Source organism: Cellvibrio sp. ATLC23, assembly GCF_057196725.1.
This window is the reverse complement of the sequence record NZ_JBXUOS010000013.1, coordinates 1-23394: the sequence shown is the minus strand read 5'-3', so window position 1 is coordinate 23394 and position 23394 is coordinate 1. Positions and strand designations below refer to the sequence as shown.

General features: G+C 48.2%; 17 protein-coding genes and 2 tRNA genes. 7 read left to right on the top strand and 12 right to left on the bottom strand.

Annotated elements, in window-relative coordinates:
- Entirely contained in the window at positions 1–900 is a 900-nt protein-coding gene (locus tag AC2CG4_RS17595) for an NAD(+) kinase (protein WP_484487517.1), read from the bottom strand.
- Positions 901–994: 94 nt separating this feature from the next.
- On the opposite strand from AC2CG4_RS17595, the gene AC2CG4_RS17590 reads away from it, so the two are divergent.
- On the top strand, positions 995–1951 hold the full coding sequence (locus tag AC2CG4_RS17590) for a DUF1853 family protein (protein WP_484487516.1): 957 nt from the start codon (positions 995–997) through the stop codon (positions 1949–1951).
- A gap of 4 nt (positions 1952–1955) precedes the next feature.
- On the opposite strand, the gene AC2CG4_RS17585 is transcribed toward AC2CG4_RS17590, so the two are convergent.
- The 5 genes from AC2CG4_RS17585 to AC2CG4_RS17565 form a co-directional block, all read right to left on the bottom strand.
- Positions 1956–3110 (bottom strand): cyclic nucleotide-binding domain-containing protein, encoded by a 1155-nt coding sequence (locus AC2CG4_RS17585; protein ID WP_484487515.1) that lies wholly within the window; start codon positions 3108–3110, stop codon positions 1956–1958.
- 82 nt (positions 3111–3192) lie between these two features.
- Complete coding sequence (locus tag AC2CG4_RS17580; RefSeq protein ID WP_484487514.1) at positions 3193–4164, bottom strand: 1-aminocyclopropane-1-carboxylate deaminase/D-cysteine desulfhydrase; 972 nt, start codon at positions 4162–4164, stop codon at positions 3193–3195.
- Between the two features lie 35 nt (positions 4165–4199).
- Entirely contained in the window at positions 4200–5570 is a 1371-nt protein-coding gene (locus AC2CG4_RS17575) for a hypothetical protein (protein WP_484487513.1), read from the bottom strand.
- Positions 5571–6185: 615 nt separating this feature from the next.
- Positions 6186–6262, bottom strand: a tRNA-Asp gene (locus AC2CG4_RS17570).
- A gap of 69 nt (positions 6263–6331) precedes the next feature.
- Positions 6332–6407 (bottom strand) — tRNA-Val (locus AC2CG4_RS17565).
- A gap of 229 nt (positions 6408–6636) precedes the next feature.
- Between AC2CG4_RS17565 and AC2CG4_RS17560 the strand changes: the two genes are divergently transcribed.
- From AC2CG4_RS17560 to trmA, 3 genes are read left to right on the top strand one after another with little or no spacing between them, the layout of a single operon-like run.
- The gene (locus tag AC2CG4_RS17560) at positions 6637–8043 is read left to right on the top strand and encodes a two-component system sensor histidine kinase NtrB (protein WP_484487512.1); all 1407 of its coding nucleotides are present in this window, start codon (positions 6637–6639) and stop codon (positions 8041–8043) included.
- 38 nt (positions 8044–8081) lie between these two features.
- On the top strand, positions 8082–8816 hold the full coding sequence (locus AC2CG4_RS17555) for a hypothetical protein (RefSeq protein ID WP_484487511.1): 735 nt from the start codon (positions 8082–8084) through the stop codon (positions 8814–8816).
- Positions 8817–8874: 58 nt separating this feature from the next.
- Positions 8875–9963, top strand: coding sequence for a tRNA (uridine(54)-C5)-methyltransferase TrmA (gene trmA / locus AC2CG4_RS17550; protein WP_484487510.1), 1089 nt, complete (start codon positions 8875–8877; stop codon positions 9961–9963).
- Between the two features lie 16 nt (positions 9964–9979).
- On the opposite strand, the gene AC2CG4_RS17545 is transcribed toward trmA, so the two are convergent.
- The 3 genes from AC2CG4_RS17545 to AC2CG4_RS17535 form a co-directional block, all read right to left on the bottom strand.
- Positions 9980–10492 (bottom strand): GNAT family N-acetyltransferase, encoded by a 513-nt coding sequence (locus AC2CG4_RS17545; RefSeq protein ID WP_484487509.1) that lies wholly within the window; start codon positions 10490–10492, stop codon positions 9980–9982.
- A 10-nt stretch (positions 10493–10502) separates the two neighbouring features.
- Complete coding sequence (locus tag AC2CG4_RS17540; RefSeq protein WP_484487508.1) at positions 10503–10961, bottom strand: DUF2489 domain-containing protein; 459 nt, start codon at positions 10959–10961, stop codon at positions 10503–10505.
- A gap of 88 nt (positions 10962–11049) precedes the next feature.
- Complete coding sequence (locus AC2CG4_RS17535) at positions 11050–12597, bottom strand: DNA recombination protein RmuC (RefSeq protein WP_484487507.1); 1548 nt, start codon at positions 12595–12597, stop codon at positions 11050–11052.
- Between the two features lie 111 nt (positions 12598–12708).
- On the opposite strand from AC2CG4_RS17535, the gene murI reads away from it, so the two are divergent.
- Positions 12709–13536: a glutamate racemase gene (gene murI, locus AC2CG4_RS17530; protein ID WP_484487506.1), complete on the top strand. Its 828-nt coding sequence runs from the start codon at positions 12709–12711 to the stop codon at positions 13534–13536.
- 15 nt (positions 13537–13551) lie between these two features.
- On the opposite strand, the gene AC2CG4_RS17525 is transcribed toward murI, so the two are convergent.
- Positions 13552–14064: a CBS domain-containing protein gene (locus AC2CG4_RS17525; protein WP_484487505.1), complete on the bottom strand. Its 513-nt coding sequence runs from the start codon at positions 14062–14064 to the stop codon at positions 13552–13554.
- A 196-nt stretch (positions 14065–14260) separates the two neighbouring features.
- Positions 14261–15661, bottom strand: a complete 1401-nt coding sequence (locus AC2CG4_RS17520; RefSeq protein WP_484487504.1) for an MFS transporter — start codon at positions 15659–15661, stop codon at positions 14261–14263.
- Between the two features lie 392 nt (positions 15662–16053).
- Between AC2CG4_RS17520 and AC2CG4_RS17515 the strand changes: the two genes are divergently transcribed.
- A complete protein-coding gene (locus AC2CG4_RS17515; RefSeq protein WP_484487503.1) occupies positions 16054–18774 on the top strand; it encodes a PD-(D/E)XK nuclease family protein in 2721 nt (906 codons plus the stop codon).
- Positions 18774–22283, top strand: a complete 3510-nt coding sequence (locus tag AC2CG4_RS17510; RefSeq protein WP_484487502.1) for a UvrD-helicase domain-containing protein — start codon at positions 18774–18776, stop codon at positions 22281–22283. Before AC2CG4_RS17515 ends, AC2CG4_RS17510 begins: the two co-directional genes overlap by 1 nt.
- A 122-nt stretch (positions 22284–22405) precedes the next feature.
- Here the strand turns inward: AC2CG4_RS17510 and AC2CG4_RS17505 are convergent, their stop codons facing one another.
- Positions 22406–23092 (bottom strand): DUF1349 domain-containing protein, encoded by a 687-nt coding sequence (locus AC2CG4_RS17505; RefSeq protein WP_484487501.1) that lies wholly within the window; start codon positions 23090–23092, stop codon positions 22406–22408.
- Positions 23093–23394: the final 302 nt, after the last annotated feature.

Sequence of the window (23394 nt, the reverse complement as noted above, 5' to 3'; positions counted from 1 at the left end):
TTATTCCTTCAGCAGGTGGCCACCCCAGCCCAGCTTGGAGCGGCAGCGTTCATAGAAGTTGTAATCGAGTGGATGAAGCAATTCGAGCCGTTGCGGTTTTTTGCGGATGCAAATTTCATCGCCCGTTTGCACATCAACGTGAGAGTGACCATCGCAAGTCACCATCGGCTCAGCGCGATTGTGTTCACCAACCACAATTCTGATCGCACTATCGCCTGCCACCACAATTGGGCGACTGCTAAGGGTATGCGGGTTCATTGGCACCACCACGATAGCGTCAAGTGTGGGGTGCAAAATCGGGCCGCCACCACTCAGCGAATAGGCAGTCGAGCCCGTCGGCGTTGCCACTATCACCCCATCAGAGCGCTGACTGGTGACAAAGGCATCATCCACCGAGATTTCAAATTGCAGCATGTGAATAAATTGCCCCGGATGCAGCACCACATCATTCAAGGCATCGGCAGTGGCGATCACTTGCCCCTCACGCTTTACTTCCATATCCAACAAAAAGCGCTGTTCGGATTTAAATTTACCCGACAATACTTCTTCCACTTTTTCTTCAATATCTTCGGGCGTGATATCGGTTAAAAAGCCTAAACGGCCGCGATTGACTCCCAGCAGAGGCACGCCGTATTTAGCAAGCGCACGGGCACCGCGCAATAAACTACCGTCACCGCCAACCACAATAACCAAATCGCAAACTTGCCCGAGGGTCTCTATATCGGTGATTTGCCGTGCGGCAGATACCAAACTGGTATCGGAAATTGACGCCGCCGTCTCGGCTTCCAGCACAAACGCTCTGCTGCGCTGTTGCAAGAACCGAATTAATCGCTTGATCGAATAAACCGCGCGCTCGTTGTTGAGATGACCAATCAGGCCAATAGTTGAAAAATGAGTCATAAAATTTCACTGCGTGAGCGGTTGAGGATATGAATAAATTGTAATGAGGTTTTGTAAGCTATTATAGCCTGCATAGCAACCCAAACTGACTTTTATGCCACTTACAACCATAGACTCATTCAATAAACGTGTATACCAACTGCACCACCAAGTGGTGCGCGATCTCGCGTGGTGTTGTTTTAGTGCACCGATGATGCGTGAATTACCCGGGTCAAACGCCACTATTTTTCCACTCAATAATGATCAGCTCTGGCCCTGGCTTAACGCACTGGATCAACAACCCGATGCGCTCCTCGCACACATTGCCGCGGTAAAAAGCACTCGTCTGGGAATTTACTACGAGACACTGTGGCATTTTTATTTTTCACAGCACCCAGAATGGGAATTGCTGCAACATAATTTACAGGTGGAGCGCAACAGCATTACCCTCGGTGCGTTTGATTTTTTATGTCGCCGCAACGGCGAATATTGGCATATTGAAACTGCGGTTAAATTTTATTTATGCAATGCCACTTCCGCGGAGGATGCACGCCATTGGCATCACTGGATTGGCCCCGCCAGCCACGACCGGCTGGATGTAAAACTCGCGCGCATGCGCCAGCATCAGTTGCCATTGCATCAAACAATGGAGGCAAGAACACAACTGCAAATGCTGTACCCAGAAGCGGGGGAATGGAAATCCGGTTTATGTGTGCAAGGTTATTTATTTTCACCTGCCTTTGCCGATTACAGCCCCAAATTTTGCAACACTAATCATGGCAAAGGATACTGGTGGCGCTTGCAGGATTTTTTACAATACCAGCGCGAATACAACCAAATGGAATGGATTATTCTAGAGCGCCACCGATGGCTTGCACCGGTGCAGATTAGTGATGAAGAGCGAGCAACAAGTACAGATTTTTTCGCGCAGCTACAACTGCAAGTCGGTGAAATGAAAAGGCCGCTATTATTAGCGGCCTTGAAACAAAACAACGATATGGATAACTACTGGCAAGAAAAATGGCGTGGTTTTGTGGTGCCTGATCACTGGCCAGATAAAAATATCATTTAGCAAATTACCCTTGTCCAAGCACGGCTACACCATCGCGTAACACATAGCTATTTGTATCGCTTAAAAACTGCTGCACACCTGCAGGGGTAAATAATTGCGGGCAATTATCCAACGCCAGTGTTTTATAGCCATGCTGCGCTAATAGGTGCGCGGCTGCGCGGCTGCGGCGGCCGGTATCGCAATAGAATATGTAGAGTTTATCTTTTGCGAGCAAACGCGATTTAATCGCCAGGATATTCAAAGGAACATTCACCGCTTGCGGCAAATGCATTTCACTGTATTCTTCTTCACTGCGCACATCCACCGCAACCACATGGTTGACGATATTTTCTTCTAACTCATTAAGCGCAAGAGTAGCAACCGTCGGCTCTTTTAATAAACGGTAAAAGTCCTGTTTATCCAAGCGCATTAAAACACCATCAGTGCGCATCATTACCGTGGCGTTACGCACGGTTTCATTGACCAACGCATCCTCACCAAAACAGCGCCCAACACTGATAGTTGCCAGATGCTGCCGCTTGTTATCGCTGTGGCGAGTGACATCTGCCTCGCCTTCTTTAATAAAATAACATTGATCGCCCATTTCACCCTGACGAATAATCACATCACCGGCATAGACCACTTGGGGCGTCAGGCGCGAAAAAATTTCCTCTACATTTAATGGCGGAACTTTAAAAAACAAATTGGATTTTAATACCGTCATCATCCAATCAACGTCTTCATCCAAATCGCGCTCGCGCGAAATAATCAGCTGCAGATAATCCGCCACTTGGCTCCATGTCAACATTTTGTCCAAGCGCTCACTGTCGATCCGCAACACACTGCAATCTGTTTCAGCAACAGCGGTGTATTGACGCGGCTGCTGGTGCGCAATTGGCAATAAAGTAGCGCGACCTTTAATCAAGGTGCGGCTGCCATCATCAGCCACCAAGGCGACATCGCCATGCAATAGATAGACATGCTGGGCATCGTAACTACCGGCAGTAAATAAGGTTTGCCCCGCGCAGACTACCTCTACTACCGCATCATCCAACAAGGCTAATAAATGGCTTTCGCTCATATCTTTTAAAGGCACCAACGTGCGCGTCAAATTCAGATCGAATTCAACGAGCGGCACCTTGGCCACAACCGGAGTCGAGGTAGTTTTCTGAGCTTGCATAACAACATCCTTCAAAGATGGGAGCGACCACTTAAGACAACATATTCATACAATTCACACAGGGGGCTGCTTAGAACTGCCTTTAAAAACCGCCTTTAAAACCGCGTCGCCCCTGTAGCCCGCCCGAATGAATTGCAACAATTCGCGAGCCACGCGGCCAATAACCCTGCCGGACAAGAGCATTTAATCCGAAAAACATTTTTACGGTATACACCGGGTCAAGTGGTATGCCGCTCTCGCGTTCAAAATCCCGCCAGAACTGAGCCAAATAGTCAGGGTGCTTTTTGCCGTAACCACCGCAATGAAAACCTGAGATTAACCGCCAATTAGGCGCTTGCTCAGTGCAGAGCGAGTTATAAATGGTGTTTATATCGCGCCCTAAACCACCCTCACCCTTCAACACCGAGAACCCCAACGTCGGTTTGCCAGCATCAATTCCCGCCGCCAAACCCGCTAAACTGGTACCTGTGCCGCAAGCTATACATACCGCAGTATAGTCACCTTTCAATTGCTGCTCTAGCGCTTGCCCCAGTAGCTGCATACCGTGCGAACCCGCTACATTAGCGCCACCTTCCGGAATCAGATAAAACTCGCCGTAACGGGTTTTTAAATCGGCGATTAACACCTGCTCCGTTTTATTGCGATACTCAGTGCGACCAATAAAAATAAGTGTCATGCCCCAAGCTTCAGCATCGCTGAGCGTTGGACTTAAGTGTGCCGGCCGTTCGCCGCGCACAACTCCTAAGGTACTAAAACCATAGCGTTTTCCCGCGGCTGCCAAAGCATGCAAATGGTTGGAGTAAGCGCCGCCAAAACTTAAAACGCGGGTGAATCCCTGTGCTTGCGCATCCCGCAGGTTGAAAAATAATTTGTAAAACTTATTGCCAGATAACATCGGATCAAGCAAATCATCCCTGCGCACCAACAATTCAACACCGGCTGCAGTCAACGCCTTGCTCTCTACGCGCTGCAGCGGCACCTTAACGGCGATATCCAGCAAGTTAGCCCTTGCAAAATCAACATCTAATAAGCCTTCTACCGGTTCAATCAACACGCATTCAACACTCTATAATCAGTTCAACGTTTTGTTTAACGTCGCTCTGCCACCAATGCATAAGTCACTGCCTGATGCTGCGCACAGCGATCGCTCTCACCGGGGTGGAATTCTAACGGACTTTCGAGGGCTGGGATGCTCTTGCCACACACTTGACCGCGCGGATCAAGCGCATTGCAACAGGGCGATTTGTGGTGCTCCAGCCAGGCTGCATAAACTGGTTCACTCACACCGACCTTGTCGGCCGCAAAGGCCTGCGGATTTTCCAGATAGCTGCCGATATCATCCAGCGCAATCGCGTACTCGCCCAAGCCCGGCAAGAAAACGACCAGATTAACGCCCGCCTTGGTTAGCCGACTTAATAACTGATCGCCGCTATTTTTGAGCAACTGCTGGTTTTCACGTTTGAGGTTGACAATCTCATCTTTCAAAGCGCTTTCATTCTGATGGCGATAAAACAGCTCTACTTCGCGCATATCCAACATTTCACGCAAATCAGCCGTAGCCGCACTCACTTTGGCATCCAACTCCAAGGCAAAATTTTCCTGCAAGAGCTGCACCTGGCTCGATTCATCTTGTTGCGCTGCTTTGAGCTTATGCGCAAAATACTCACGCATCCCCTCAATTTTGGTCGCCTGCACATCCAGATTTTCTTTGAGTGTGCGATTGCGTTCAGCCAATTCTTTATTTTGCTGTTCGAATTGCTGATGTTTTTGTTGATAGGCCAGCAACCGCTGTTGATGCTCGTGCTGCATGCCCTGCAATTTTGCTTGATGTTGATTCATCATGGTCGCAATCCGCAGGCGCTGCTCTTTGATTAACATCGCCATCTTGTCGCGCAGCTCTTGTGCATAACGGTCATGCAGCTTTTGCTCCAATGCCACCTGTTCGCGCTCAGCCTCCTGGGCAGATCGAACTGACTGCAATGGCTCAGCTGGTGCTGCATCCTTCACTAGCGCAGGCTTAACGATCAAGCCCAAGCGATTAGCCTTTACCGCTTTACGCATCGCCACAAAGCTGTTGTTGCCGCGCTGCATCAGCGGGTCCCAGAGGTTTTTTTGATGCCAGGCAATCGAACACTGGCTATAGCAGGCCAGTCGAATGGCCCCTGCCCCCATATCCGGCCCAGTGCCCGCAGTTTCGATTAATTGACGCAAAGGCACATTCCAGCGCCTATCTACCATCCCATTTGCATCAAATCCCAATAGAAAAAAAACCACCCCGGTAATACAAAGGGAGTGATCCACTTGTACATAGGCAGCCTTAGCAGATGCACTGGCAAAATCCGGGACAGGAATAAAACCATCGAGGATGGCTTCAAATTCTGGATAGAGTAACTCGCGTGAAATCTGTTCTTCCTGAAACAGAAAGACCGCTTCAAGTTGCTCTGCGGGAGAATTGGGCATAGACAGTCGTCTCAAACCAAGCGGAAGATTCCTTGCAGTATATGAAATCAAATGGCATGAAAACGTGAAGAACAGCGCTCATTAGCGACTTTTAACCGGATTTGCGGCCTACTCGACGTAAATTAACGTTAAGCAACCTGTCACCAAAAGCCACAGGTTATAGGAATACTCAAGAATGAAAAAAAGAGTTATGAAGGAATTACTACCAGTGGAGATATGAAAAGGGGGGAGTTACCGCGAGCCTTGCAGCACAATGCTGCAGCAGCCCGGGTTAGATGTCTGAGTAATCCTCAGCCATGTCATCGTCACAATCGTCGTACTGAACGTCTAATAGGTCTTCAATATAGTCTTGCATATGTGTATTACTCCTTTAAGGGAATGATTTTAAGATGAGGCGAACCACCTGATCTGAGACAGCTAAACAAACCAGCTGTTCACGGACTTTACTCCTCGAAACCAAAATTACCAATTGATGATGACAATTTTATGTATACCGAATATTTATTAGCTAATAACCAAACCTAAGCCACAAACAAATCGGTAGGGGGGAGGGAATTACAGGAAGGAAGACTCGGAAAATAAAAAACCCGCAACAAGTGCGGGCTTCTTGAATAGTGGCGGACCGGACGGGACTCGAACCCGCGACCTCCGGCGTGACAGGCCGGCATTCTAACCGACTGAACTACCGGTCCGCATATCTCTCAGAGTTATCAACACCAGCATTTTTACTTTGTTACTCTTGTTCATAAGAGTTAAAAATGTGGTGGGCGGTACAAGACTCGAACTTGTGACCCATGCCTTGTAAGGGCATTGCTCTACCAACTGAGCTAACCGCCCCTCGTTGAGAGGTGCGCATTCTATCGAATTCAGCTGCCCTGTCAAACATTTTTTAGCAAAACATTTAAACTTTTTCAGATTCGATTAAAACCCCATCGCTCACGGGCAAAAAACCAGCAAAAGTGATTCAAAGTAAACAAATGAAGTTTTCACATAGAATTCGGGTCGATATATTCAAACGCAAAGAGTAGATTATCGTTACCCCCACCACAGGCCTTTAATTCGCCCTATGACTGCAGACGCCCTACTCACCAGCCTATTTCACAATGAAGCCAGCCCTTGGATGAGCATAGTGGTGATCCTGCTGCTGGCCCTACAAACATTGTTAATTATCGGTTTGCAGCGCAGTCGCCTGAGCAACAAACGCGCCCGCCAAGCCTTGAAAGAATCGCAAAAAGAATTGGAACAAAAAATTCTTGAGCGCACCGAAAGTTTGCACACCATTAACAATTTACTAATTGACGAGGTCGCACGGCACGAGCAAACCGGCAGACAATTGCGCGAGACCAAACTCTACTTGCAGAGCATGATTAACTCCATGCCGTCGATTATTATTGGCGTTACCGCACACGGCGAAGTAACCCACTGGAACGCAGCCGCTGAAAACACCTTTGAAATTTTTTCCAATGAAGCGCTGGGTCAGAAAATAATTGATTTGCTACCCCGACTCCCAGTTACTCTGGATGCAATTAAAAACTCCATACGCAACGGCGAACCATATTCAATACAGCACACGCAAAGTGATGCAGAGGAAAAAAAACGCTACTTTGAAATTACTATTTACCCCTTAATTTCCAGCACACAGCAGGGCGCGGTAATTCGAGTAGATGACGTCACATTAAAAGTGACCATCGAAAACCTGATGATACAAAACGAAAAAATGTACTCCCTCGGCGAAGTAGCTGCAGGTATCGCCCACGAGATCAACAATCCACTCAGCGTGATTTTACAAAACGTGCAAAACATTACTCGCCGTACCGACGTCAACTTCCCCATCAACCAAACCTATGCCGATGAGTTGGATGTCGATTTTCAAAAAGTAAATACCTATTTATACGCGCGGGAAATTCCACAAATGCTCGACTCCATTCGCGAGGCGGGCGAGCGCTCCGCCACTATAGTGCGCAATATGTTGGAGTTCTCTCACAATTCACAGCGCAAAACCAGTTTAGTTGATATCAAACATCTGATCGAACAAACTATCGCGCTCAATCGCAGCAGTTATCCCAGCCCACAATCGGATCAAGCACTGCAAATCAGTACTGAATTTGCCGATCCACTGCCGCCACTGCATGCATCCGCTCCCGAACTGCAGCAGGTATTACTCAACCTATTGCGCAATGCCAAACAAGCACTGGCCAATAGTGCGACCGAACAGCCGCATATTTGGATTAGAGCCTACGCACAAAACCATCATCTTGTGATCGAGGTTCAGGACAACGGCCCCGGCATGACCGATACTGTTCGCCAGCACATCTTTGAACCTTTTTTTACCACCAAGGAATTGGGCTCAGGAACCGGCTTGGGCTTATCTGTTTCTTATTTCATTATTACCGAGCGCCACCAGGGAACGATTAACGTAAAAACATCGCCAGGCAAAGGCTGTAATTTTATTATCCAACTACCTTTGCACTAGCAATAATTATTCACCTTATCGTTTACCAGGAAATAATAATGATCAACAAACGCTATTTCTCTCTTGCAGCCTTGGGTGCTGTGCTCATCAGCGGTTGCGCCAATCAAACACCTATCACCACCGATGCCAACAGTCTTGAAAAAGCCGCAACCCATATACTCAGCGAAGCGGTTTATTTCTCCACATTATTCTCCAGCTGTGCCGCGCTGGGTGGCGATACTGAACTTGATGCGATTGATATCCAACAAAATTGGATAAATGCAAATGCCAAATTAGTCGCCGCTGCCGATAGCTATTACAGCCAGCAGCAAGCCAATCGCACCTTTAGCTATAAAGGTCAAACCCTTGCACCGGAGGCTATTCGCTTGGCACTGGATGCGCGTGCGCGTGCAACCAATGAACTGGCGCTGGCGCAGCGCAGCCCGGTTAACAAACAAAAGACCTGCCAATTTCGATTAGCACAAATCAGCGGCAATAAACTTCCACTCACCAGCGATCCACTGATTGCTCCCTATCAAGCGGAACTGCTCACGCATTTACCGCTTGATCTCAATATTGCCGACGCACCACAACTTGCGGGCGGAATCAGCGACATAAACAAGGGCGCAACCTACTTCACGATTGCCAAAGCACATGAACCCAGCTGCACTGCAGCTTATACACTGACCATTGCCAATCACTGGCCAAATGAAGCCTATGCCAATTTTTGCGGCGCAAACGCAGTGGAAGTTATCACCTGCGAATGGGGCAAATGTGAGACGAAGAAGTTATAATGGCGCATCATTAGCCGCAGCCAGCTGCGGCTTGCTTTTTTAAACGATGAACCCATTTATGACGCCTACCGATTTTTCTACTGCCGCCTACCAAGAGCAACTCTCCCGCAAACTAACAAAAATCCAACAGGATTTTGCCGAGTTTTCCCTGCCTGAGATCAGCGTATTTAGCTCACCGGAAAAACACTACCGCATGCGCGCCGAGTTTCGCGTATGGCACGAGCAAGAGCGCACTGAATATGTGATGTTCACGCAAGACGAATTCAAACGTCCCTACCCGATTCATGAATTCCCGATCGGCTCGGCGTTGATGAATCAATTAATGTCGCAAGTGTTGCAGGCGATTAATAGCGATGAGTTATTGCGCCGCAAGCTGTATCAGGTCGAATTCTTAACCACGCAAAGCGGCGAAGCACTGGTGACCCTGATTTATCATAAACCCTTAGATGAAGCCTGGATTGCCAAAGCACAAACACTGAAACAGTCATTGGGGATCGATATTATTGGCCGCAGTCGCAAGCAGCGTTTATTGGTTGAGCGCGATCACGTGATTGAGCGCATGACTATTGCCGGGCGCGAATATACTTATCAACAGGTCGAAGCCAGCTTTACCCAACCCAATGCAAAAGTGTGCGAAGCCATGCTGAGCTGGGCGGTGGAAAACAGTAAGGGTTGGAGTGGCGATTTATTGGAACTCTATTGCGGCAATGGCAACTTTACCCTGCCACTGTCGCAAAATTTTGGCAAAGTATTGGCTACTGAGGTATCCAAAACATCGGTGGAATCAGCGCAATTTAATATTGCTGCCAATCAGATCGACAACATTCAAATTGCGCGTATGTCGAGCGAGGAATTTTCGCAGGCGATGGATGGTGTGCGCGAATTTAATCGGCTTCGCCATGTCAATTTAGCGGACTACAATTTCACCAGTATTTTTGTCGATCCACCCCGTGCCGGGCTTGATCCACACACCACTAGCATTGCGCAGCGGTTCGACAATATTCTGTATATTTCCTGCAACCCCGACACGCTGCGCGAAAATTTAAAAACCATTACCCAAACCCACAGCATTAAAGCCTTTGCGATTTTTGATCAGTTCCCTTACACCCATCACCTAGAATGCGGTGTGGTATTGCACAAAAAATAATACGGCCAGTGTTTATTTAACTGGCCAGCTCGCGCGTCATATAAATTGCCGGGCCGGAGTAAGTCGCCAAATTAGCCTGCTGGATTTCGTCCAGCAATGTGCCCACAGCAAAGCCCAATTTTTGCCAAAAGGATTGGGAGTTTTGCACCGACACCAAAGCCGCCGCGCGCAATTCGCGCTGGCGTGCTTCTCTCAAAGCATGATTCACTAGCAGCGGTCCTAAACCGCAACCTGCCGCCGATTTGCTGATCGCAAGGTCATGTAAATACAAGGCCGTCGAATCAGGCTTGTGGGCAAACTCACTGCCCCAGGGTGAAACCTCTCCCAATGCAGACTGATAGCCCACTAAATAGCCGCACACTTCGCCAGCGCGTTCAACTACCCATGCGGTATCCCCTGTTTGCGCAAAACGCGCGTAGATCACCGCATCAGTTTCTAAAATTTCATCGATATAGGCTTCAGCCTGAATGCGAATCACATCAGCCAAATCGCGCTCCTGCATAGCGCGACAGATAAATTCCACCGTCATTTTCTTATCCTTAAAAATCCCTACCCTGAATACGCTTGGCAGCATCCATCACAAAATCATTGAAGGTTGCCTCATGGCGTAAACGGTCTATATCAAATTTATTTTGCTCCGCATTAGAGAGCTGCTGCCAAGCTTCCAAATAGGGAATATGGCTGGTTTTTTCGCGCAACTGGTAAAAAGCAGAAAACTCGGTTTTTATATCGGCATGCACATCAAGAGCATCCAGCAAACCTGAAATTCGAATGCTGGCTTCGGTTAAGGTAAGCTCATCTTTATGCACTGCCTGCGCTAAAATTTGAATGCTTTTATTCATCCGCTCCCGCTGCTCGCGTTGCGTTTTTTGGTTAGCTTCCTCCTGCGCTTGCAACTTAGCCTCCTGCTCTTTTTTCTGGCGATACACTTTATACACCAAGCGCCCAGCGACAATAGATAAAACCAAAATAATTACTGCACCCAATAGGGCCAACATACTTAACACACTCATCAATAGGGCTCTCTAAATTTACGTGGCTTAAATTTCATGGATTAAATTACACGGCTTTAACTAGTTGAGGCAACTAACGCTCAGGCCCATCGCCTGACGAATCGACATCCAGCAATAAGTCTTCCGTTTCTAACTCCGCACCTGCATCTTCCAATAAATGTGTGGCAATAGTTTTTTTGGTTTTTGCGCCCAGACGACGAATATCATCCACGCGTTTCACCAAGTTGCCGCGCCCGGATTGCAAGCGATCGCGCGCCTTGCTGTACGCCTCCTGGGTTTTATTGAGTGAGTTGCCAATGGCATCAAGCGACTCCAGCAACAATACAAATTGGTCGTGCAGCGCGCCCGCTTCTTTGGCGATACGTTCGGCATTTTTATTTTGTTTTTCGTAGCGCCAAATATTTTCTACGGTGCGCAAAGTCGCCAGTAAGGTGGTTGGGCTGACCAAAATAATATGGCGATCATAGGCCTCGCGGTACAGCCCCGGCTCATGTTGCAAGGCAAACATAAACGCCGCTTCAATAGGGATAAAAATAAACACAAAATCGAGCGCTTTAATACCGTCGAGTTTTTCGTAGTCTTTAATACTCAAACCTTTAATATGACTGCGCAGCGAGTTCACGTGTGCATTGAGATGTTGCTTGCGCTCGGCCTCATCGTCTGAGTTGCAGAATTTTTCGTAATCGAGCAACGAGCATTTGGCGTCGATCACAATGTCTTTATTTTCCGGCAAATGGATAATCACATCGGGCATCAAGCGCGAGCCATCGCTGCCGGTAAAATTAACTTGCGTATCGTACTCGCGGCCTTTTTGCAGGCCAGATTCTTCCAGCAAACGCTCCAGCACCACCTCGCCCCAATTGCCTTGGGTTTTGCTATTGCCTTTTAATGCCTGAGCGAGATTAACCGCATCTTCACCGATTTTTTGCGCTTGTTTTTGCAGCTCGATCACTTGCCCGGATAGACGATTGCGATCGGCATTTTCTTTTTCGTATACATCTTCCACTTTTTTGCGGAATTCGGTGAGTTGCAGCTTCAAAGGATCCAGCGTGCTATCGAGCAAGGTTTTGCTGTTAACGCTAAATTGTTGTTGTTTATGTTCAAAAATCTTATTGGCAATATTTTCAAATTCTTTGGCCAATTCCACCTTGGCATTTTGCAATAGCGCCAGTTGCTCAGCGAAATGTTTACGCTCTTGCTCCAAACGTGTTTTAAGTTCTGTGGTCTCTTTTGCAAACAGCACGAGTTGTTCATCTTTACGCTGGCTTTGTTGTTGCAGTTCATCAAAGTGGCGAGTCTTCTCGCGCAGGCCAGCCGCATCTTGCTGCGCAATACCCAGCGCTTGCTGTAATTCACTAGCCTGTTGCTGCGCCGCTTGCCGCTGACTTTTCGCTTCGCTCAACTGCACATTGAGTTGATGGATTTCCTGCTGTAACGCAGCTTCGCGCAGCGCATGGGCATGTTGCACTTGTTGCAGTGATTGCTGCTGCGCCGCTTCCAATTGCTGGGTTTTGGCCGCTACGGCTTGGTCAAGGCGACGACCGATAATCCAGTAAACAATAAACGCGCCGACAACCAAACCCGACAAGGCGGCAACAAGGGGCAAAAACGATGGATTCACTAAAAAACTCCAGAATGTAAAACGCGGCTAGGTTTTATCGGCCACGACCGTTAAAATCGCCGCCATTTTAGCAATATATCGCCGCCCTCAGGCCATTGATTTGATTCTCCTATGAATGATTCCGCCCAAACTTTTCAAGCGCCCCGTGTTCTGGTATTTGATTCCGGCGTCGGCGGTTTGAGTGTCGCACGGGAAATCCAGCAGCGTTTGCCGCAGGTTTCGCTGGTGTACGCTTCAGACAATGCCTTTTTCCCCTACGGCACCAAGGGTGAAGCGGAGCTGATCGCGCGAGTGGATCAGGTAATAACGGCGCTGTTAGCGCGCTACCCAGCCGATATTCTGGTGATCGCCTGCAATACCGCCAGCACTCTCACCCTGCCCCATTTGCGCAGCAAGTTAAACCTGCCGATCGTCGGTGTGGTGCCGGCGATTAAACCCGCCGCACTGATGAGCAAATCCGGTGTAATTGGCCTGCTCGCCACACCTGCCACAGTCGCACGGCCGTACACCCACGAATTAATCCGCGAGTACGCAACAAACTGCCAGGTGATTTCATTGGGTTCTAGCGCACTAGTCCAAATCGCCGAGCAAAAATTGCGCGGCGAAGCAATTGATATAGCCGCTATTGGAACGATCACGCAGGCATTAATGAACACAGAGAATGCAGAAAAAATGGATGTGCTGGTATTGGCCTGCACGCATTTTCCGCTGCTAAAAGAAGAGTTGGCACAACAGCTACCCGCGCGAATCAACCTGATTGATTCAGGTGCGGCCATTGCGCGACGGGTAGAGTTTTTACTGGCTGATAGCGAAGAAGCGCCTGCAGGTTATATTCCTGAACACATTGCGGTGTTTACCAAAGCGACTGCAGAAGCAGCACAACTTGCCCCCGCACTCACTTTCGTTGATATTCATCAACAGACTTATCTCAATATTTAATTAATCAAGCTCGATTTAGACAACCAAACGCAGCTCATTTCCTGACGGCTGCAAATTGCGCAAAATATCCATACTGGTAATCACACCCTGGGCGATCTTTTTATCGACCACCACTACCCGGTGAATATTATTTTTCACCATCACTGCTGCGACTTCTGCAACAGAAGCTTCTAATCGCACAGTAATAATTTCACACTGCATAATTTGATGAACGGTGCAGTTATATTCCGCGCGATTACTCCACTCGCGCAGGCTGGTATCATCCAAATCGATTTCACAACTTTCGCGATAATAATTGCGCAGTGCCTCGCGGCGATTGCTTTCATCCATGCTGCTGAATTTAAAAATATCCGACACAGTCACCACACCCACTAATTCGTGATCCGATGCAATCACAGGCGCGCCGGAAATACCGTGTTTGATAAAAAATTCCGCCAGCCGATGAATGGTCCAGCCCTCATAAGCACTGAGCAGTGTTTTGCTCATAATGGTTTTGGCGGTCACATTATTATTGTTACTGTTCGACATAACAGGTTCCCCACTGTGAAATGAATTACCTGTTAAGTATTGACCATCGCATTGATCAACGCAGTGCCGCGATCAAATTTAAGCGCAGCTAATTAGACTTTTTTGATATTAGAACCCAATCAATAAAAACAAGCCGATAAAAAAACCGCTGCCAGTTACCCGGCAGCGGTTTTCATAAACAATGCTACTAACCAATTTACAGATCGGTAATCGGCTGGTATTTAGGCACCAACAAACGCATTACAAACCAGGCAATCAAGTAAGCAGTGGCGCAGATCGCAAACATAATGGTGTAACCCATATAAATATTGCCTGCTTGCCCGAAGTAATCGAACAATCCACCGCCCAACTTATTAAGCAATACGCCGCCCATACCACCGGCAAAACCACCAATCCCCACCACTGAACCTACGGCTTTTTTCGGGAACATATCAGACACAGTAGTGAAAATGTTCGCTGACCAAGCCTGATGCGCTGAGGCGCCAATCGCAATCAACAGGATTGGAATCCACACCGAAATATAACCTAGCGGTTGTGCAAGCAGCACCACCAGCGGCACCAGCGCAATAACAAACATGGCGGTGCGGCGCGCATTAAATGCGTCCATACCTTTATTGATGAAGTAACTTGGGAAGGCGCCGCCACCAATACTACCGAACATAGTCAGGGTATAAATCAGCGCGATAGGCAACGCAATTTCGGTTTTTTCCATGCCGTGTTGGGCACTCAGGTAAATAGGCAGCCAGAATAAGAAGAACCACCAAACACCATCGGTCATAAATTTGCCGAACGCAAAGGCCCAGGTTTGTCTGTAACCCAAGAGCGCCAGCCAAGAGGTTTTTACTTCTTCTTCAACTGCTTCTACAGCTTCAACGTCAGAGTTGATATAGGCGCGCTCGGCATCGCCCAAACGCTTTTGTTCGCTCGGTTTGTCGTACCATACCCACCAAAAACCAATCCATACAAAACCGATAACACCTACTAGAATAAAGGCCCATTGCCAGCCCCATATCACCCCAATCACCGGCACAGTCAACGGCGCCAGAATCGCACCTACGTTAGCACCTGAGTTAAAAATACCGGTAGCAAACGAACGCTCTTTTTTGGGGAAATATTCTGCAGTTGCTTTAATCGCAGCGGGAAAGTTACCCGCCTCACCAAAGGCAAGCACTGCTCGTGCAATCATAAAGCCGGCGACCGAGTAGGCGGTAATTGCAGCGGCTCCATTGACCGTACCATTGGCCGGATCAATATCGGCCAAGCCGAGCCAACCCAGCAGGGCGTAAAAAGCAGCGCCCATGTCGTAGGCAAATGCATGAATTGCCGCACCCAGCGACCAAATCGCGATGGCAAAAATATAACCATTTTTGGTGCCAAACTTATCGATAAAACGACCCGCAAAGATCATTGATATCGCATAGACAAAGGTAAAAAGCGCAGTGATGTTGCCGTAGTCGTTATTGTTCCAGCCGTAAGTCTGCATCAGCTCGGGAGACAATAAACTTAATACTTGGCGATCGAGGTAGTTGATAGTGGTTGCGAAAAACAACAGACCGCAAATGGTCCATCTGTAATTACCAGTAGATTGTTGGTTCATAGGGTCACTTGTTTATAGTTATGAAATACAAAGGGAATCATAGACGCACTTTTGAATAAAACTAAAAAAAAGTAGCGACCTAGTGAAACACTCACCTGATGTATAGACCGTATTTGCCGATGTTCTATGCCCTTTGGGCTATTGTTATTCAATCCGATTGAAGCCTGCGATTAGCAGAAATTATGCGGTGCAATCCAAGCATTTCTTTATGTGGGCAGGAAAAGTAGCATGTTTCACTTGGCCAAACAAGGTGATGCAACCGCTAATTCCTTATACGACAAAGACTTATACAAAAATTTACGTTTAATTTTACCCCGCACAGGCATTGAATCCGGTGCCATAATACCGGTCACTTTAGTGTGACACCGTTTACAAGGCACTCGGACATCATCATGGTTGATACCTATTTCGATATAACACCCTACCTCGCCGCCATCGACAGTGGCGAGCTGATCATCACCGCCAACAATCGCCTACGTAACCATATGTTGCGCGCCTATGGCCAGCGGCAGACGGATACCAGCAACGTCTGGCCCAGCCCACGCATTTATTCATTGAGTCAGTGGCTTGAACTCAATTGGGCATTATTGCAACGCCGCGCTTATGAACCTGCGGCGCAACGGATTATCAATAACCTGCAACGCCAAACTCTGTGGGAAAAAATTATCGGCGAGTCATCCCTCGCCGCTGCGCTGTTACAACCGGAACCCTTGGCACAAGCTGCCGACAGCGCATTGCGTAACCTTGAACTCTGGCAGCTCACAGAAGAACAAGTGCGCGCGGCTGAACCACTCTTAAATGCACAGAGCAATACCTATTGCTGGCTAACCTGGCTCGGCGAATTCCGCGCGCGTTTGGCGCAGCTGGGCTTTATTACGCAAGAAAGTGCCAATCAAATTTTGATCGATGCGTTTAGACAGTCGCAGCTGAAACAAGAAAGCATTATTCATCTCACCGGGTTTGATGATATCCCACCGCAGCATCAAGATTTAATCAACAGCGCCTGCCAACAGCTGCACAGCATCAAATTGGAAAATCAAACAACGCAATTAATGCGCACTGAAACGCAAAATAACGAAGCTGAAATTCGCGCCGCCGCACTCTGGAGTAAACAACAACTGGAGCAAAATCCAGCGGCGATGATTGGTATTATCGTGCCGAATTTAGGTCAGTGTCGCGATCAGGTCGAGCGCATTTTTGTCGAGGTATTTGAACCGCTTGCCGCCCTGCCCGATCAACCGCGCTATACCTTGCCGTTTAACTTTTCTGCCGGTACACCGCTGGGTGCAACACCGATTATTAGCGCCACATTAGATTTATTAGAGCTGCAAAAATCCTCTTGGGATTTGGAAGCCATTTGCAATTTATTGCTCTCACCTTTTTTTGGCGATTCAGATGCAGAATTAGTGCTACGCACACACTTGGTTCAAACCCTGCGCAAACTTAGCCGCTTTACTATTAGCCTGAGCGATTTGCGCTACCACGGGCAAAAACTGGCGAGCAAATTAGGAATCGCCGAAGGTGACAGCAATTTAATTAGCCGTTTAGTGCAGTTGGAAAACTATCGCCGCCAGAGTTTTGGCAAACAGAGTGCGCAATACTGGAGTGATTTTTTTCAGCAGCATTTGCAATTGCTGGGCTGGCCGGGCTCGCGGCGATTAGACAGCCAGGAATATCAACAACTCACCCTGTGGAATCAAGTGCTGGAAAACTTTTTGCAATTGGATGGCACCGGCATTGAATTAACCTACACCGCCGCGATTCAACAACTGCGCAGCATTGCCGGTAAAACACCATTTCAGGCACAGACGCCCAATTCACCGATTCAAATTCTCGGCGCACTGGAAGGCGCCGGTTTGCAATTCAGTCACTGCTGGGTGATGGGATTACATCATCGCCAATGGCCACCAGTACCCGCACCGAATCCATTATTACCGAGCAACTTACAGCGCACACAAAAAATGCCCCACGCCAGCGCCGAGCGGGAATTGCAATTTGCGCGCGCACTCACCGAACACTATCGCCAATGTGCACCGCTGGTTGTGTTCAGCTCCGCGCACAGCGATGACGAGAGCGAGCTCAGCCCCAGCGCATTAATTCGCCATTTACCGCTTACGTCTATCGATACACTGATTGCCAATATGGACAGCATCAGCGCGCAAAATTATCAAACACTCTCCGCCACCCGCAATTTGGAAATAGTGCCTACGGCGCAAGCGCCGCAACTAATAATCGGGCAAGAACCCGTGCGCGGCGGTGCAAGTTTATTTAAAGAACAAGGTGCCTGCCCGTTTAATGCGTTTGCCCGTTTACGTTTAGGCGCAAACAGTATCGACGAACCCGTCGCCGGTTTTTCTGCCATTGAGCGCGGCAATTTATTGCACGATGCGCTCGCGCAAATTTGGAAACAATTGAAAGATCAACAAACTCTGCTCGCGCTGGATGAAAGTGCACTCACCGCGCTGATCAACCAAACCACACAAACCGCTGTGGATGCACTCAAACAAAAACGCGGCACCAGCATAGGGGTGTTTTACGCCCAACTGGAACAAGAGCGATTAGCGCAATTAATCGGCGAATGGCTTGCACAGGAAAAAACGCGCCCACCATTTACCGTGGTAGCGATTGAAGAAGAAGTGCAGCTTGAATTTTCCGGTTTACCACTGCGTTTGCGCATTGACCGTATCGATCAATTGGATAACGGAGATTTCATCTTGATCGATTACAAAACCGGTCAACCCAAATTGCAAAGCTGGCAAGGCGAGCGCATGGATGAACCGCAATTGCCGCTTTACGCCGTTACCGCAAGCAACAAAATTGCCGCCATCGCCTTTGCACAAATCAATGCCAAGGCGATGAAGTGGATTGGCACTGGCGAATTAAATATCCAACACGATGGTATTTACCCCAGCAAAACCCCTTGGGATGAACAACTGCAAGAATGGCAACTTTTCCTACAAAACTTAGCTGCTGATTTTATTCAGGGCGATGCGCGTGTCGATATGAAAAACCTCACCACTGCACAATACGCAGAAGATTTACTGCCACTTAATCGTCTGCAAGAACAGGATGCACTCAATGCCTTTATTCGCAGCATGCAGGGGGCGGTGTAATGTCTGAATTCATTTCAAATCAGCCAATCGATCAACAAGTTCGTTTTGATGCACTCGATCCGCAAACATCGTTTGCGGTTTCCGCTCCAGCAGGTTCCGGTAAAACCGGGTTATTAACCCAGCGTGTATTAACCCTGCTCGCCTATTGCGATGAACCCGAAGAAGTTTTAGCGATTACCTTTACGCGCAAAGCGGCGGGCGAAATGCAAGACCGGATTATGCACGCACTCTGGCAAGCAGCCGATCAACCCGAACCACAAGATCCTCATGCACTGCGCACCTGGCAACTCGCGCAAAAGGTTTTGCAGCGCGACCGCGAGTTGCAGTGGAATTTATTGCAAAGCCCACAGCGTTTGCGCGTGCAAACCATCGATAGTTTATGCCGCGCCATTACCAAACAATTACCACTCGCCAGCGGCATAGGTGCACAGCCAGATACACTGGAAGATGCCGACCAAGCCTATCGGTTAGCGGTGCGCGAATTATTTAAATTGCTCGAACAGGAATCGCCCCTGCGCGATGATTTAACCCGCCTGTTGCGCCACTTGGATAACAATCTGCAAGCGGTAGAAAATTTATTAATCAGTCTGCTCGCCAAACGCGAGCAGTGGCTCGGTGTATTGCTGCAAGCGCGCCATGAAGATGCGCGCGCATACTTAGAACAAGTACTGCGCGATGTAGTCTGTGAACATTTGGATTTGCTTGCAGCGGCGCTATTAATTCACAGCAGCGAGTTGTGCAGCATCGCCGACCGCGCCGCCACCAATCTGCAGGAAGAAGGCGAGCGAAAAAATCGCATTCACGAATTGCTTGGCATTAATGGCTTGCCCGACGCCGAACCAGAATCACTCAATCAGTGGCTAGCCCTAGTCGATTTACTCTTAACCAACGGTGGCACGTTTCGCGCGCGTTTAACCAAAGCCGAAGGTTTTCCTGCCGGCAAAGAAAACGCCGACTTAAAAAATCGCTTTAGCGAATTAATCGCTGAAATTACCGATACCGCACCCGAAGCAGAACAATTACTGCAAGAGCTGCGTTCACTGCCGGCGCCCCACTACGCCGAACATCAATGGCAACTGCTCGACAGTTTAACCAGCATTTTGCCCATCCTCGTGGCGCAGCTCACCATTGTATTCAAACAACAAAGCGCTACAGATTACACCGCCATCAGCCAAGCGGCATTGCTCGCACTGGGCGATGAAGATTCGCCGAGCGATTTAGCCCTGCAATTGGATTATCGCATTCGCCATATTCTGGTCGATGAATTTCAAGACACCGCCAGCCCCCAGTTGGAGTTATTAAAAAAACTCACCAGTGGTTGGCAAGCGGGTGATGGCCGCACTTTGTTTATTGTGGGCGATGGCATGCAATCCTGTTACGGATTCCGCAATGCCAACGTGGGTTTGTTTTTGGATGCACGCCAACAAGGCATAGGCTCAGTGGATTTAACCGCATTGGATTTGCGCGTGAATTTCCGCTCGCAAGCGGGTGTAGTGAATTGGGTGAATGACATTTTTCAACATGCATTCCCCGCGCAAGACGACATCAGCCGTGGCGCAGTCAGCTATTCGCCATCTGTTGCGTTTAAACCGGCAATCGATGGCGATGCCGTTACTTTTTATGCCTGCACTTACACCACTGAAAAAAGCGATGAAAGTGACAGCGATGACAACGAACCCTCATCGCGTGTGCAAGCGCAACAGCAAGAAGCGGCAACCGTGGTCGAGTTGGTACAACAAGCGCGCAATGAAAACCCTAATGGCAGCATTGCGATTCTGGTGCGCACGCGCAATCACCTCGCGCGCATTTTACCGGCGCTCACCGCCGCCGGTTTACATTATCAAGCCACCGAAATTGATCGCCTCGCCAGCCTTATGGCGATTATGGATTTACTCTCGCTCACTCGCGCACTTTTAAATCCCGCTGATCGCATCGCGTGGTTATCAGTTTTGCGCGCGCCTTGGTGTGGTTTGGATAATAACGACTTGCATTGCATCACCACTGCCAACCTCGCCGAACAAAATCCACGTATCAATGAAACCGCATTTGCGGTGCTTTGGCGGCAATTGGAATTACACGAACACATCAGTGGCCTAAGTGCGAACGGAAAAACAATTCTCGCAAGAGTAGTTCCCATTCTTGCGCAAGCGTTGCAAGAGCGTTACCGCAAACCGTTGCATCAGTGGATTGAAGGTATCTGGTTTGCACTGGGTGGCCCTGCAACGTTATTGGACGCCAATGACCGCGACAACATCAACAGTTTTTTTGCGCTGCTCGACAAACACCAACAAGGCGGCAGCATTCGCGATTGGCAAGCGTTTAATAATGCGATCGAGCGTTTGTTTGCCGCACCGCGTGCCGATGCTGATCCGAAATTGCAAGTGATGACCATCCACAAATCCAAAGGTTTGGAATTTGATACGGTCATTATTCCCGGTTTGGATCGCAGCGCGCGCAAAGACGACAAACAATTATTGCTCTGGCAAGAGCGCATTAATCATCAGGGCAAAAAACAATTATTACTCGGCTCACTCGCCGCCACCGGAAAAGAAGAAGACGGCCTCTACACCTTTATGCGCCGCGAAGCAGATAAACAACAAGCCTTTGAAGCGACGCGCCTGTTATATGTCGGCTGCACCCGCGCAATTAAACGTTTGCATTTAATTGCGTGCATTAATACCAAAGAAGACGAATTAGTCGCACCGGCAAAAGTATCGCTGCTGCACAGCATTTGGCCCTATATAAAAGACAACGTACAACGAATAGACAGCACCCGTGCAATAGCTCGCAATGATTCATTCGACAACAACAATGCAAAACCCGGCCTGCAACACATACTGCGCCTGCCCGCAAACTGGCAAGCACCAGCGCTAAGTGATGTCACCTTATTAAAAGACTATCGCGGCCACGAATTCAGCATGAGCGAAAGCGATAACCCGTTAAACATTCCCGAAGTAGAAACCATCGGCGCCCGCCTCGCGCGCCACACCGGCACCGTGATTCACAATGCATTGCAGTCGTTAGTGGAAAACAAACTGGTCACGAATGACAGCTGCATCGCAGCCGATACTTTTATTAATCAGCAACACAGTTTTTGGAAAATCCAACTACAACAACTCGGCTGGAGCGGCGACAACCTCAACCGCGCCCTGCAAAAAATCACCACCGCCATCACCAACACCCTCAACAGCGAACAAGGCCGCTGGCTACTCAATTGCGAACACGAACAAAGCGCTTGCGAGCTATCGCTAATGCAAAAAGAAAAACAAGACGTGCGCGAACACATCATCGACCGCACCTTCATCGCCGATGGCATTCGCTGGATAGTGGATTACAAAAGCAGTGATATCGAAAACGGTGAAATAGAAACCGCGTTTATCGCAAGAGAAATGGAAACCTATAAAACTCAATTACTGCGCTATCAAAAGTTATTAGCCACAACAGACACAATGCCGATAAAAACGGCGCTTTATTTGGTGAGTATTGGGAAGCTTGTTGAAACGGTGTAAACCAAAAACCCGAGCAGAAACTTGGGTGTCAGATTCGTAGCCCGTATAGAGCCTAGCGGAATACGGGAGTTATTGATATTTTAATAACCCCGCATTTCGTTAGACTCCATGCGAGCCACTTGCTATTCGCCCTGCCAAAAATTAGTAATTCTTCCCGCGCGATATTTCACTTCCGAGAAGTTCGCAATAAACATGTCAGCCAACGGAGCTTGAGCAGTAAAACCTACGTGTACTGGCGCTGTGGATTTCAACTCGAAGTGACGTACAAAATCCCAGTCTTTGCCATCTTGTGATGTGTAAAAAATATAAGACGAGTCATATCTGACGATCTTCAAATATTGGTGATTGGTATCTCTGGTGCCATGATAAGCATCATCGCCACTGCCTTTTGAAACAGTGGTAGCTATACCAATTTTTCCGGATTTGAAGCGCTCAAACAGCAGCTTTCCCCAATTCTTGGCTTCCGCATAAACAATTAATGCACCGCCGTCATAAGGTGTTTCAGCGAATGTAGCTGAAACCTTAGCGGAGAAAATAAAATCTCCCTCAGGTGCAAACAATAGCCTTGGCGAGTTATCTGCGTTCTTTTCACCCGTTGTATTGGTAAATAGATCAGTCCCTTTTAATGCAGCGATTTCGATTCTATCGGCATTGACCTTCACTTCGCCGAGCTGATTATCTACGCGCAGTTCATAAGGAATAGATTTTATAGTGATTGGCTTTTTCACTATCGATTCATCGGCCGCGAAAGTTGATGCCGACAGGAAAAAAGCACCCAAAACTAAACCTCCGCATTTAAAGTTGATCATAAATTTCCTTTATAGTTAATTGGTAAGTTATTTCTCGCATTGGTAGCGTAGCGTTAAGTGATATTGTAAAAAGGATGAATACATCAGTTTTTTAGAAAACTCCCGCAATCGGCCAAAAGCGGACGGTCATTAAATTTTACTCTTCCCCTTAAATGATAATCACGCAGGAGGAATAGCAATAGCTCGGCTGGTAAGCATTAACTGTTGAGCAAGTTTATCTGGTGTCGTGGCATATACACCCGTCAGCCAGTCGCTCAATAAAGAGAGTTGCGTTGCGGCTAGCGCCTGTGCAATAGCGGATA